Here is a 14,208-nt window from a genome sequence, read left to right as displayed (position 1 = left end):
AGGTAAAATCAATTTGATTCACCTACACTTTTTGCTCAATTAGTCATAAGTTATCTATCTATATTCATCAATTTAAATCATTATAAACTAGAAAATAACTTAGACTAATTGCCTGTATTATTGACGTTCTTCGATTGGCAGATTAGAAGTATTTACATCCAATTCTTCCCGACGAACTGTGTCTTGAGTTTCCACAGTATCGTGATCTACTTCTTTTCTGACTCTGACTTCTTCACGCACTACAGCTTCTTTACGAATCTCAGGAGTTTCTTCGTAGATATCCATACGAGCAACTTCACCTTCACGGAAGTTCGCTTCACCAGGAGCAACTGGTCTACCTGCGTCGTTGGGAGTAACTCTTTCTACAACTACTCGTTCTTTTTCTACAGGAACCGCAACTCGTGCAGTTTCAGTTTCAACATGCTTACCAACTGTTACTTCTCCAACTTTCTGGCGTCGTTTATTAGCAATCAAGCGCTCTTCGTATAGTCTGAGGGTTTGATGATTTTGCTCATTCATCCCATACAAAGATGGTTCGCGATCATAAGTGTAGGTATCACGGTCATATACGGGAGTAGCACCAGTATAACCAGTAGTAGAAACTGACTGAGGCACATCTACACCTGTTTGTGAAGTTAGAGGAGCAGATGCTTCTAGTGGTGCGGATGCATCTACAGGAACTGAGGGAGTACGATATACACCCCGTACCCGTTCTTCATAGTCATAATCAACAGTTTGACGTTCGTCGTATTCAGGTAAGTTATCTGCTTGCTCTCTGGTCATGCCAATAACATAGACGCGATCGCTAGTATGATCTATACGAGAACGTCCCACTGGCAATAATACTTTTTTACCAAAAATCCAAAATCCCATATCCACTACTAAATAGCGGAAATGACCTTCTTCATCGACTAAAACATCATGAACTGTACCGATCTTTTCATTAGTTCCTTCTGCATAGACACTCATTCCTTTGATGTCATTTCCACCAAATGTATCCCGATAATTAGCATCAAAATCTGTTAATTTATAAAGAGCCATATTCTTCTCCCTAAGCTGTTTTTATCTTTTCAGTACTAGCCTATTAAGAGAACGAGTTTTATTACTCTTCCTAGCGAATGAATAAGTTTGTTAGGGATGTTATCTATGGATGTATTTTGGTGTGAGGGAGGTGGGAGGTGGAGAGAAAACAATTTAAAATTCACGTATTAGGAAGAGAGTAGGGGGTGTAGTTCAGTTATCAGTGATCAGTTATCAAATTCTATTACTCACTGTTAACTGTTAACTGATAACTGTTCACTGTTCACTGTTCACTGTTGACTCATTTCTAACAACTAATAACCAACAAGCTTAGATCGCAATTGAAAATATCATCCTGCTACCCTATTGTCAATGAGTACATCTTTCATATACTGGTGAGAAGATCAAAAGATGAAGTTTTGTGAAGTGAGGGTAAGGCATGTATATTGTGCAAATCGCCTCAGAATGCGCTCCTGTAATTAAAGCAGGCGGATTAGGCGATGTAGTTTACGGATTGAGCCGGGAATTAGAAGGTCGTGGGCATTGTGTAGAAATCATATTGCCCAAGTACGATTATATGCGTTATGACCATATTTGGGGACTTCACGATGCTTATATCAATTTGTGGGTACCCTGGTATGACGCTGCAATTCATTGTTCCGTATACTGTGGTTGGGTACATGGACGGATGTGTTTCTTTATTGAACCCCACTGTGAGGATAATTTCTTTAATCGGGGTTGCTATTACGGCTGTGATGACGACAACATTCGCTTTGCGTTCTTTTGCAAAGCTGCTTTAGAATTTCTGCTCAAAAGTAACAAACGACCTGATATCATCCATTGCCATGACTGGCAGACAGGCTTAGTTCCAGTCATGCTTTATGAAATTTACAAATATCATGGCATGGAGTATCAGCGAGTTTGCTACACCATTCATAACTTTAAGCACCAAGGGATAGGTGGTATTGATATTCTCCGGGGAACAGGTTTGAACCGAGAGTCTTACTACTTTCAGTATGATCACTTACGTGACAACTTTAATCCCTTTGCTTTGAACTTAATGAAGGGAGGTATTGTTTACTCCAACGCTGTCACCACAGTTTCACCTTACCACGCTTGGGAAGCCCGCCATACAGATATTGGTTGTGGTTTAGGTCATACCTTGCATCTGCACCAAGACAAATTTAGTGGGGTGCTGAACGGTATTGATTATGATTTTTGGAATCCCGAAATTGATCGCTATATCCCCTATAACTACACCCAAGCTGATTTTGAACAAAAAGCATATAACAAAAAAGCTTTGCGAGAGCGATTAATGCTCAGCCATAGTGATAAACCAATTATTGCTTACATCGGTCGATTGGATAATCAAAAAGGTGTGCATCTTGTTCATCATGGGATTTATCATGCACTCAACAAAGGAGCGCAATTTGTTTTACTAGGTTCCGCTACAGAACCTGGAATTAACACTCATTTCCAGCACGAAAAATTCTTTTTAAACGACAATCCCGATGTCCATTTAGAACTAGGCTTTAACGAAGAATTATCTCACCTAATTTATGCTGGGGCAGATATGATTATTGTCCCCAGCAATTACGAACCCTGTGGTTTAACTCAGATGATCGGCTTAAAGTATGGAACCGTACCTATTGTTCGTGGTGTCGGTGGACTTGTGAATACGGTATTTGACCGGGATTACGACCAAAATGTACCTCCAGAAGAACGTAATGGCTACGTATTCTATGACACCGATTATTATGCTTTAGAGTCCGCAATGGATCGAGCGATCGCACTATGGTATGAAAAGCCCGAAGAGTTTCGCCAACTAGTCCTTCAGGGTATGGACTATGACTACTCATGGAACCATCCAGGAGCAAAATATGTAGAGATTTACGACTGGATCAGACATAAGTGGTAATGGGTAATGGGTAATCGGTAATGGGAAAAATATTTTTCTGCAATTACCTATTACCGATCACCAACCACATTATAAACTTCTGGATTCACACAATTAGGCAATCTTTCTCCTTTTAAGCCAGCTATCAAATTATCAATAGCCATATTTGCCATTTTTTCTCGCGTTTGGAAACTGGCACTACCAATGTGAGGCGTAATAATTAAATTATCAAGACTTAATAATGGGCTATCAGTTGGGATTGGTTCTGGTTCTGTCACATCTATAGCAGCACCCGCAATTTCACCAGTACGTAAGGCTTGGTACAAAGCATTAGGATCTACAATTGCTCCTCGCGCTGTATTGATGAGAATCGCAGACTGCTTCATAAGTGCAAATTGGGCTTCTCCAAATAAATGATCAGTTTCTAGAGATAAAGGTGTATGAATTGTGACAAAATCTGATGCCTGTAGCAAACTAGCAAAATCAGCAAACTCCACACCTAGATTTTGCTCTAATTCAGGATCACATCTGTGCCTACTAGTATAAATAATTTGCATATCAAAACCTTTAGCACGACGGGCTACTGCTTGACCAATCCGCCCAAAACCAACAATCCCCAACGTTGCACCCGCAATATCTGGTCCTAGTAATAAATCTGGTTCCCATGTTTGCCACAAATGCGATCGCACAAACCGATTTGCCTCCAGTACCCGCCGTGCAGCTACCATCAACAAAGCCCAAGTTAAGTCAGCAGTTGCATCTGTCAACACTCCAGGAGTGTTACCAACAGGAATACGCCGTGCCGTCGCAGTTGAAATATCAATATTGTCGAATCCCACAGCCATTTGACTGATTACTTTTAAAGACTTACCCACTTCTATCAACTGTTGATCAATTTGGTCAGTCAGCAAACACAACAATCCGTCTACCTCTTGCACCTTCTCCAATAAAACTTTATCGGGAGGTGGCTGACGTTGGGGCCAAACTTCTACATTTGCAACTTCTTCTAATCGGTGTAGCTGTGTAGGTAAACGACGAGTAATAAAAACTTTAGCTTGAGCCATCTTTTTCTTTGCGTCCTTTGTGTTCTTTGTGGTTTTTTAAAAATATTCCTGTCAGTGTTAGCAACAAAACTTCAGGTAAAATAAACAAGCGAAACAATACTTCCTCAACATCATGGGCAACACATTCGGACATCTATTTCGCATCACTACATTCGGTGAGTCCCACGGCGGTGGTGTGGGAGTTGTTATTGATGGTTGTCCTCCTCAACTAGAAATTTCCACTGAGGAAATTCAAATAGAACTTGATCGCAGACGTCCAGGACAAAGTAAGATTACTACGCCTCGCAAAGAAGAAGATAAATGCGAAATTCTCTCTGGAGTATTTGAAGGTAAAACTCTGGGAACACCGATCGCTATTTTAGTGCGTAACAAAGACACTCGTTCCCAAGATTACGATGAAATGGCACTCAAGTATCGTCCCTCCCATGCAGATGCAACTTACGATGCTAAATATGGAATTCGTAATTGGCAAGGTGGCGGCAGATCATCAGCGCGGGAGACAATAGGTAGAGTTGCAGCAGGGGCGATCGCGAAAAAAATTCTCCGTCAAGTCGCCAATGTCGAAATCATCGGTTATGTTAAGCGCATCAAAGATTTAGAAGCCGTCATCGATCCTGACGCCGTTACTTTAGAACAAGTGGAAAGTAACATCGTTCGCTGTCCCGATGCTGAATGTTGCGATCGCATGATTGAATTAATTGAACAAGTCCGGCGGGAAGGGAATTCTATCGGTGGTATGGTGGAATGTGTAGCGCGGAATATACCCAAAGGTTTGGGCGATCCTGTTTTCGATAAGTTAGAAGCAGATTTAGCTAAAGGGGTTATGTCTCTACCTGCTAGCAAAGGATTTGAAATTGGTTCTGGTTTTGCTGGAACTCTTCTGACAGGATTTGAACATAACGATGAATTTTATATTGATCAAGCAGGTACAATTCGCACTCGTACCAACCGTTCCGGTGGTATTCAAGGCGGAATTTCCAACGGTGAAAATATCATTATCCGTGTAGCATTTAAACCAACTGCAACGATTAGAAAAGAACAAAAGACAGTAACTAATGAGGGTGAAGAAACACTTTTAGCAGGGAAAGGACGTCATGATCCTTGTGTTTTACCACGTGCAGTTCCGATGGTTGAGGCAATGGTAGCACTGGTTTTATGTGACCATCTGTTACGACATACTGGTCAATGTCGAGTTATGTGAACTCTGGTTTTACCCCACCCTAACCCTCCCTTGTAAACGGGAGAGAACTATATCTCTTGTTTCCCCGAGATTTGGGGGATTAAGTAGGGTATTTTCATATAAGTAGAGAAAGGGATGAGAATTTTTTTCTGTTGTATGAAACCACCCTGGGGGATTAAGGGGGTAAATCTAACTTGTGTGTAGCCCCGATCCCGCTTAGGGTTAGAGTGGGGTCAAAAATATTTTTGCAAGAGGTCTAATGAAACGGTATTAGCTAAAGCTAACTTAAGCTATTAGCCCAAAAATTTAGTTTTTGGGCTAATAATTGGACAGGTGCAAAATGTAAATTAACCTATTCCACAGAATGTAGAAAACTGATGTAGTTCTTTTAAGATGACATTTAAAATACATATTTATTTTTCAAATATTTCTAATTGAAAAATTCATAATTATGTAAATATTTGATTTTATTTTTAAATCAAAAAGAATATAATTTGATTTGTTTGTTAACATAAAGCTGGAAGCAAAAAACATATTTTTTGGAGGGAATAAACATGATTGTTGCTGACCTAAATTTTTGTGAACTAGTAGAATTTACAGACATCATCATTGGTGGTGTATCGACTACTCCTAATGGCAATACAAATACTAATTTTGATAATTATGATTTTGAATTACCAAGCAGTAACGTATTTGCTATGGGAGATAACACCAACACATCTAACAACAGTTTAAAAAATAACGATCAGAACATGGAGATGAGAGTAAGTTTTGCAGAATCAAAGTGAATTGATGTAGTTTTAGATAAATAAGTCTGGCTGACTCACTCATTTCAGCAATGCTTTTAATAAGCATAAAAAAATTGGTTTTTAGTAACTTATGTTCAAATAGTTGATTTTTTAGATATTCCCTTGTTTTTGACCAATACAAGGGATTTTTTATATAAATCAGATATTTAATAGCTTAAACTAGGAATATTTATTACTATTAAACTATTAAAATTGGGCAGAATTACTTCTGCCCAATTGTGGAATTAAGTGATCAGAGATTTTGTTAGCGATCGCAAATGTCATGGATGGATACAACATTTTACTGATTTTTAGGATTTTCCCCCGCACACCTCAGCATTTAACTATAATTAACACTCTCCTACGGCTAAAATAGGAGTTCTATAACTCTCCTGATGATGTTGCTATTGCTGTACTTCCAGAGTATGTTACACCATTCTTAGTACCTTGTGCTACATTGGCTACAACTTTGCTATTTTTAGTTTTCTTTGCTGAAATTTTATGCTTGATTCCAAACTTATCTGTTGTTTTCTTTTCCAAAGAACGCTCTCCTGAATACTGATCAAACTCAGCCAAATCATCCCAAAAAACATCTGATATGTAGCTCATAAATGTAGGGTCTATTAAACCACCTTGGATTTGTAGATCATTATCAATCTCAGTTTCGTAAAAACTTAGATCAGCAATTTTCAATCCACTCATAACTACATCCTCCTTTGCAAGATGAGGTAGTTCGCTGAAAGCGTCAAGAAGCTTTCAGTGAAATTAACAAGAGTACTTATTTGGAGTGCAACAAGGTTTGACTTTGAGTTAGTAACCAATCAAAAATAGATTGGTTACATTTTTAATAATATTTGAAGTAGTCTTTGTCGTCCTTCTTGTAGAACTTACGATCGCCGGCTACAGCAACAGAAGTTGCAATTGCAACATTACGGAACTTTTTCTTGCCATATCCACCGCAATCGTCGTACTTATCGCACTTGTCGTAGTCTTTGTACTTACAGCAACCACCACCAATTACTTGATTAGATTCAACAGCTTCGATGTGATTGAGATCAGAAATAATCATGGTTTTCTCCTGAGAATTTATTAATCGTTTTTTGCTGTGATTTCAAGGATGTCTGAAAAGTTTTGGACTCATATAATTCGCTACTAAGCTAAGTTCGTCCAGGAAGTCTAAAGGAAAATTACGATTTTCCTTTAGACACTCGTTACAGCGCCTGGTATGCAATTGCAAACATCACCGAGTGTAAATTCAGTTTGACTTTAACAGACATCCTATTAGTAACCAATCAGAAATAGATTGGTTAGATTTTTAGTAATATTTGTAGCCGTCGTTATAGTCGTCGTAGTCGTTCTTCTTACGATCACCGGCTACAGCAACTGCAACTGCAACTGCAACATTACGCTTTTTGTATTTATGGCCACAACCACCACTAATAACTTGATTAGATTCAACAGTTTCGATGTGATTAAGATCAGAGATAATCATGGATTTATCCTGGGAATTTATTAATCGTTTTTTGCTGTGATTTCAAGAATGTTTGAAAAGTTCTGGACTTATATAATTTGCTATTAGGCTAAGTTCGTCCAGGAAGTCTAAAGGAAAATTGTAATTTTCCTTTAGACACTCGTTACAGCACCTGGTGCGTAATTGCAACCATCGTCGAGTGTGAATTCAGTTTGCCTTTAAAAGACATCGTGTTAGTAACCAATCTATTTTTGATTGATTACATTTTTGATAACCTTACCAGTCGGACTTGTAGAACTTCCGGTCGCCAGCTACAGCAACAGAAGTTGCAATCGCAACATTACGGAACTTTTTCTTACCGTAGTCGCAGTCGTCCTTATCGTAATAGTCGTAGTCGTAACCGCCGCCAATCACTTTACTTGATTCAACAGCTTCGATGTGATTGAGATCAGAGATATTCATGGTTTCTCCTGGGAATTAATTCATCGTTTTCAGTAACCAAATCTATGTTGTTTAGTTACTCTTTTACTTTAGCTTACTATTAGAAAAAAAGACGGTTATTTTAGAGATTTTACAATAAAAATAAGTAATTGAAATTCTAGTATTTTTTGAAAAATAATAATTTTTTGATATGAATAAAAGCAGTAGAAAATAAAGAAGAAAAAATGGACGACAAAGTTTATTTTTATCGTCTATAAAGTGGATTTTATATAGATTTCACCAGTTTATTAAGCTTATTTTTAACTTTTATCCTGATTAACTACATACATTTTATTCAAAACTATTTTTTTAAATATATAGTTTTGGTAAATCATATCTACCCATTTTTAGACTGCAATAGGAATTATTAAATGATTATTTGAATGTTGAGAAATAGCAAAGTTAAGCTTGTTTTGGTACTTCGTTTTGTGATTGCATATTTATATCTTTGTCTAACTCAATCACAATATCCATGCTATTGATTTTTTGTTTTAGCCAATCAGAAAATAATTCCGAAATGATTTGCTGGCGTAATTCATCATCTAATTGGGGTTGAATAATTTCTTCAACCCAAATTAAATACACTCCCTTAGGAGTTGTAATTGGTTTAAGAATTTGAGGTGGAGTTGCTGCAAACACAGCAGCTGCAATTTCTGGACGAAATTCGCGGCGACGTCGAACTCCCTGATATCCACCAGCACGACGTAATTCTGGTTCTTGAATATACTGACGAGCGATATCAGAAAAACTGATTTCGCCTTCTTCTATCTCAAAAAATAGTTCTAAAGCCAAGTCTCTATCTTCAACGATGACTTCATAAGTGGCAGCAGCAACGTATTCTAATTGATTTTGGTAAAATAACTTTTCGACATGAGTCGAAAAGAAATGATTGGCTAACTTGTTGGAGAGAACTTGATTGTAAATTAATTCTTCAAATTCATCTAAAGAGAGATGATGTTTTTTGAGCCATGCCCAAGTATCTTTTGCTTTGATGAGTTTCTTCTCTAAACGCAGTTTATCTCCTTGTTGTTGTAGTTCTGCTTTCTCGATTTGAATACCAGCTTCCTTAGCTGCTTCAGTAATGATTTTTTGAGATGCGATCGCCTCCACAACCTCAGGAAATTGGCACGAAAGTTTGATGTCATGAATAATGTCTGAACAAGTAATGGTCAGATGCTTAAGCATGATGCAATCCCTCTAATCTTGTGATTCGTCCTTTGTTATTTGTCCTTTGTCCCTTGTCTAATAATTAATGACCCGACCAATCACCAACGACCCATGACTATGACCAATGACCAATGATCTATGACCTATGACTAAAGCTTCAAACCATCTTTTTGCAGTCGCTGGAATGGATATAAGACAAAATCAATCACACGCCGTTGACGAATAATGACTTCTGCGGTTGCTGTCTGACCAGCAGTTAACGGAATACGTTGGTTGCCATTTTGGAGATACTGCTGATCTAAAGCAATATTTAACTCAAAGCTTTCTTGTTGACCTTGAGGTGTTTGACTAACTTTTGAGTCGGGAGATATCCAAGTCACTTTACCTTGGGCAATGCCATACTCTTGGAAAGGATAAGCATCAAACTTGATTTTGACTGGCATTCCCACCTTCAAAAAGCCACTGTGCTGGCTAGGCATCTGGGCTTTAATTATGAAAGGCGTATTTTTGGGTGCAATTTGGGCTACTCTTTGACCAAGTTGTACTACCGCCCCTGGCTTGCTGACTGGCAATTCAAAAATTGTGCCATTAATAGGCGATCGCACTATTCGTTGCTGTAACTGTAACCTTAAAGATGTGATCTGACTTCTGCCTTGAGCAATTTGAGATTCTAAGGTAGTGATTTGTGTTTGCAGGTCTTTGAGTTGTTGCTGATTTTTGAGAATTGCCAATTTACCAGCTTGCAATAAGCTTTGATAATTGCTTTGCTCCTGTTGTAACCTGAGTTTTGCTTGCTTAATCTCCGACTCTAACTGATTTATAGTTGCTTGATAACGACTCTGTTCTTCCGCTAAGCGCAATTTGGCTTGTTTTACATCAGATTGAGCCTTTTGATATAGTTGCTTACTTTCCTGTTGCTCTTTTTTAAGTTGGTCAATTTGAGTTATGGAAACTGCACCATCCTGCAACAACTTACTAAAGCGATCAACAATTCTGGAATCTATACTCAAACGTCCTTCAGCCGATTTCAGATCATTGTGACTTGTGTTAATTTGTTGTTGTGCTTGGTTGAGTAATGCCAGTTTTTCTAACTTTTGTAGGTTATAAAGACTCTGTTTTGCTTCCAGGTCTTGTTTAGCCTGGTTCACTTGGGATAGTTTTTCTAAAGCTTGAGATTGGTTTTGTTGCTTCTGAACACTCAGTGCCAACTGGAGTTGGTTTTTGATGACATCAAAGTGCAACCGTTGATTGAGCAATCCAGTTAGTTTTTCTTGAGCTTCTTGGAGTTCGGTTTGCAAAATATTAGAGTCAAGTTCCAGCAGAATCTGCCCAGCTTGGACAGTATCACCTTCCTTGACCTTGACAGCCTTCACACTGCCACTTACCAAGGCATCTAATTTCTGCGTTGAACCTTGAGGTTCTATACGTCCTCTAGCATCACCAGTCTCATCTACTTTGGCAAGTACTGACCAAGGTAAGGCAAGAGCAGTAAAACCTAACAGTACATACAGAACACCACGAGTCCAAATTTTGGGTAAGGCATCTAGCAGTTCTTCCGTAGCATAATGCCAATCTTTAGTCTGCTCTTTAACGGTCGTAAATTCCTGGGCTTGTGAGTAGCTTTGCTTCTCATCCCGTTCATCGGCCAGTGCAGATGAGGAATTAGTGTATGGATGTGGCATGGTTGTGTTCTCTAGAGATGTAAGGAAGTAATACAATTTTGGATTTTGGATTTTGGATTTTGGCTCGTGAAACATTTATTGGATAAACGTTTCAGATTTCCATCTGTCGCAGTCATTTTTCAAATTTGTATAAGAATTAGGAGGTCAGAATCTACCCATCAACAAACAACAACCAACAATCAACCTGTTAGAGATAGTTGTTGTTGATTCAGGTAGTAGTAGTGACCTTTTTTGGCGATGAGTTCGTCATGAGTACCGCTTTCTACTAATAAGCCGCGATCCAAAACCAGAATTAAGTCAGCGTTGCGGACAGTAGAAAGGCGATGAGCAATGATAATACTCGTGCGTTCTTTGAGAATGGTTTTGAGATTGTTTTGAATAATGCGTTCTGATTCTGCATCTAGGTGACTAGTAGCTTCATCCAACAGCAACAAGCGAGGATTTCCCAGTAAAGCACGGGCGATTGCTAGACGTTGGCGTTGTCCACCAGAGAGCATTCCACCACCTTCACCGATTTGGGTTTCATAACCCAATGGCAACTGCCGGATAAATTCATCTGCTCCAGCCATTTGTGCTGTTTGGATAATTTCTTCCAAAGAAGCATTTGGATGAGCTATGGCAATGTTTTCGCGGATAGTGCCACCAAAGAGAAAGGTATCTTGATCTACAACACCAACTTGAGAACGAAGCGATCGCAAAGAAATACTAGTGACATCTTGACCATCAATGAATACTTTGCCATCGGTAGGTGGATATAAACCCAAAATTAATTTGCTAAGGGTCGTTTTTCCAGAACCACTGCGTCCTACCACAGCTACCATTTGTTCTGGCTGGATTTCAAAGTTGATATTTTCTAAAACGTTAGTCTCACTTTCTGGGTGATAGCGAAAGGTAACATTTTGAAAACGAATATAGCCACGTAGACTACCCAATGATTTACGAGGTTTATTTTGTAAGTCTTCTTCTGGTTCTGCTTCTAAGACATCATTAATACGTTCGGTGGAAATAACAATTTCCTGTAATTCATTCCATAGCAGTGAAAGCCTTTGAAAAGGACTGATTACGTTACCTACAAGCATATTGAAAGCAATTAACTGCCCAATAGTGAGTTCTTGGTTAATAACTAACAATGCTCCGTACCAGAGTAAAGCGGTATTCACAAAGGTTTCAATGACACCAGTAATCACCGAGAGACGATTGCCGATTACCTGAGCATTAAAGGCTTTTCTGATTAATTTGTTCAGCAGTTCTTCCCAACGCCAGCGTACCGTCTGTTCTATTGCCAATGAGCGTACAGTGCGAATTCCTGTCAAGGATTCGATGAGATAGCTGTTTTCTTCTGCCCCAGCATTAAAAATCTCTCTAGAGATACGGCGTAAGATACTAGTGCTAGCCAGTGCCAAGATAAAAAATGGCGGTACAGTGAACAATACAAACAACGCCATGCGCCAGCTATACCAGAACATCATGCCCAGATAGATTACCAATGTCAGCAAATCCAGCAAGATAGATAATGTCTGACCAGTCAGGAAGCGCTGAATCTTTTCGTTTTCTTGGACGCGGGAGACGATGTCCCCGACATAACGGGATTCAAAATACGAGAGGGGTAAACGGAAGGTATGTTTGATAAACCCTACAAGTAAGGCAAGGCTAACGCGGTTAGCAGTATGATCCAGCAAGTACTGCCGTACTCCGGTCATCACCACCCGGAATAAGCCAAAAATGATCATCCCTAAAGCGATCGCATTTAAGGTGGTAACGCTGCGTTGTACTAACACTCTGTCTAGTAACAACTGCGTGAACACTGGTGTTACCAATCCAAATAACTGAATCAAGACTGAAGCGATGAAGACTTCTAACAGTACCTTATGGTGAGGTTTAACTAACTCAAAAAACTTCCACAGGCTAGTAGTTTCGTTTTTGGCTTCTTTGAGTAGGGCTGTAGGTTGCAGCAACAATGCATAACCAGTCCAACCCGCTTGAAATTCCTTGGGGGTGAGGGTGCGTTGACCGATGGCAGGATCACCCACAATCACACGCTTTTTCGTCATTTCATAGACGACGATAAAATGCTTGCCTTCCCAGTGAACAATTGCAGGTAGAGGTTGCTCAGTCAATTTATCAAAACTGGCTTTCACAGGCCGAGTAACAAAACCGAGGCTTTCTGCGGCTGTGGCAATCGCGCGTAGAGATGCGCCACTACGGCTGACGTTAGTCATATCGCGCAGACGATTCACACTAAAGTGTTTGCCCCAATAGCTACCAATCATTACTAAGCAAGCTGCACCACAATCAGAAGCGCTTTGTTGGGCATAAAAGGGATAGCGACGGATAAGACGTCCCCACCAGTGTCCCATTTGCACTGTCGGACTGGGAAAATAAGGGCGTTGTCTTGTTCGGTCTGGTTTTAATTGTTTTGTAGATGTTTCTGATCCAGGAAAGGGAATAATTTTTCTGTGGCGTTCGGGTTTATTTACTGGCGGTATTTTTTCCTCATGAATGTCAATTTGTGTTGAGTGCGAACCGTCAAATATTTCTAGCTGTGGCCAGTGATGCAGTGCTGTTTGCCAATTATGACTTTTGAGACAGTAGATAATTGTCGGTGCAACTGCTTGCCAGCTAGTTTGTGTTTTGGGAACACAAACATCTCCTTTAGTTACCTTTTGACCATCAGTATCTAGCAGTTCTCCTTGATAAAGTAGCCACAATTGCTGATCTTGGTATAGTTCTACAGGTAGGGAGCCAATTTCCAAACTGTGCCGTTCACATAAAGATAAAACTTTGAACATTTCTGGCACAGATATCTGAAGCTGTGAAGAGTTTTGGCTATAATCAACCAACAAATCCCAAATTTCTGCTTTTTGATAAAGGCGATCGCGGATTTGAGGAGAACTATGCATCAATCCTTGCAGTATTTCACCCCCGATGAAGCACAATTTTAAGCGATGGGAAGCTCTAGCTACATATGGCTGGAATTCTGCTGTGGGAAACAGGGTCATTTCACCGAATGTTTCCCCTTTTGTCAGAGTAGCGATCAAATTATCACAGCTATCTAGCAGTCTAACTTTACCTGCCATGATCATATAAATTCCAGCTTCAGCTTCTGTGGCTTGCCAAAACTGCTTTGCTACAGATGGTTCTATAATTTCTACTGCCGCCAAACAGTCCTCTAATTCCTTTGTTGAGAGCATCTCACCGAAAGTTATGGTGAGTTGTTGAGCGACTAGTTGTTGCTCAGAAAACACAGATAACACCCGCTCACCTCCAGCAATGAATTTTTTTGGATACCAGCCTCAAAAAAGCATGGCGAGTCGTAAATTGTAATACTTACCAAGATGTTGACTGTACTGAGATATCATAATTATTGCTAGTTGCTGTCAAACAATTTTAGATTTTGCGAAAAGTTTGTAGACGCGTAGACACGTAGCAGCTTCAAGGGAGAGTAGTGGCTTCCTGTAA

At 39.5% G+C, this 14,208-nt stretch carries 12 protein-coding genes; 3 read left to right on the top strand and 9 right to left on the bottom strand.

What is annotated here, in order from left to right; translation table 11 throughout:
- Nucleotides 1-117 precede the first annotated feature (117 nt).
- Nucleotides 118-1,041 carry a DUF2382 domain-containing protein gene (locus tag RS893_RS17010; RefSeq protein WP_315785681.1) on the bottom strand — a complete coding sequence of 308 codons (924 nt, stop codon included), beginning with the start codon at nt 1,039-1,041 and terminating at the stop codon, nt 118-120.
- Nucleotides 1,042-1,459: 418 nt separating this feature from the next.
- Between RS893_RS17010 and glgA the strand changes: the two genes are divergently transcribed.
- The gene (gene glgA / locus RS893_RS17005) at nt 1,460-2,938 is read left to right on the top strand and encodes a glycogen synthase GlgA (protein WP_315785678.1); all 1,479 of its coding nucleotides are present in this window, start codon (nt 1,460-1,462) and stop codon (nt 2,936-2,938) included.
- Nucleotides 2,939-2,988: 50 nt separating this feature from the next.
- On the opposite strand, the gene RS893_RS17000 is transcribed toward glgA, so the two are convergent.
- Nucleotides 2,989-3,981 (bottom strand): D-glycerate dehydrogenase, encoded by a 993-nt coding sequence (locus RS893_RS17000; RefSeq protein WP_315785675.1) that lies wholly within the window; start codon nt 3,979-3,981, stop codon nt 2,989-2,991.
- Nucleotides 3,982-4,093: 112 nt separating this feature from the next.
- Between RS893_RS17000 and aroC the strand changes: the two genes are divergently transcribed.
- Both aroC and RS893_RS16990 read left to right on the top strand, forming a co-directional pair.
- On the top strand, nt 4,094-5,182 hold the full coding sequence (gene aroC, locus RS893_RS16995) for a chorismate synthase (protein ID WP_315785672.1): 1,089 nt from the start codon (nt 4,094-4,096) through the stop codon (nt 5,180-5,182).
- A 533-nt stretch (nt 5,183-5,715) separates the two neighbouring features.
- Nucleotides 5,716-5,949: a hypothetical protein gene (locus RS893_RS16990; RefSeq protein ID WP_315785670.1), complete on the top strand. Its 234-nt coding sequence runs from the start codon at nt 5,716-5,718 to the stop codon at nt 5,947-5,949.
- 381 nt (nt 5,950-6,330) lie between these two features.
- On the opposite strand, the gene RS893_RS16985 is transcribed toward RS893_RS16990, so the two are convergent.
- From RS893_RS16985 to RS893_RS16955, 7 genes are all read right to left on the bottom strand, one after another.
- The gene (locus RS893_RS16985) at nt 6,331-6,651 is read right to left on the bottom strand and encodes a hypothetical protein (RefSeq protein WP_315785667.1); all 321 of its coding nucleotides are present in this window, start codon (nt 6,649-6,651) and stop codon (nt 6,331-6,333) included.
- Nucleotides 6,652-6,793: 142 nt separating this feature from the next.
- Nucleotides 6,794-7,018, bottom strand: a complete 225-nt coding sequence (locus tag RS893_RS16980; protein ID WP_315785664.1) for a hypothetical protein — start codon at nt 7,016-7,018, stop codon at nt 6,794-6,796.
- 246 nt (nt 7,019-7,264) lie between these two features.
- On the bottom strand, nt 7,265-7,441 hold the full coding sequence (locus RS893_RS16975) for a hypothetical protein (RefSeq protein WP_315785661.1): 177 nt from the start codon (nt 7,439-7,441) through the stop codon (nt 7,265-7,267).
- Nucleotides 7,442-7,696: 255 nt separating this feature from the next.
- Entirely contained in the window at nt 7,697-7,882 is a 186-nt protein-coding gene (locus tag RS893_RS16970; RefSeq protein ID WP_315785658.1) for a hypothetical protein, read from the bottom strand.
- Between the two features lie 420 nt (nt 7,883-8,302).
- Nucleotides 8,303-9,085, bottom strand: coding sequence for a peptidylprolyl isomerase (locus RS893_RS16965; RefSeq protein ID WP_315785655.1), 783 nt, complete (start codon nt 9,083-9,085; stop codon nt 8,303-8,305).
- Between the two features lie 131 nt (nt 9,086-9,216).
- A complete protein-coding gene (locus tag RS893_RS16960) occupies nt 9,217-10,749 on the bottom strand; it encodes an HlyD family efflux transporter periplasmic adaptor subunit (protein WP_315785652.1) in 1,533 nt (510 codons plus the stop codon).
- Nucleotides 10,750-10,928: 179 nt separating this feature from the next.
- Nucleotides 10,929-14,003 (bottom strand): peptidase domain-containing ABC transporter, encoded by a 3,075-nt coding sequence (locus RS893_RS16955; RefSeq protein WP_315785649.1) that lies wholly within the window; start codon nt 14,001-14,003, stop codon nt 10,929-10,931.
- Nucleotides 14,004-14,208 lie beyond the last annotated feature (205 nt).

Source organism: Fischerella sp. JS2, assembly GCF_032393985.1.
Taxonomy (GTDB): domain Bacteria; phylum Cyanobacteriota; class Cyanobacteriia; order Cyanobacteriales; family Nostocaceae; genus Fischerella.
This window is presented reverse-complemented; position numbering and strand designations above follow the sequence as displayed.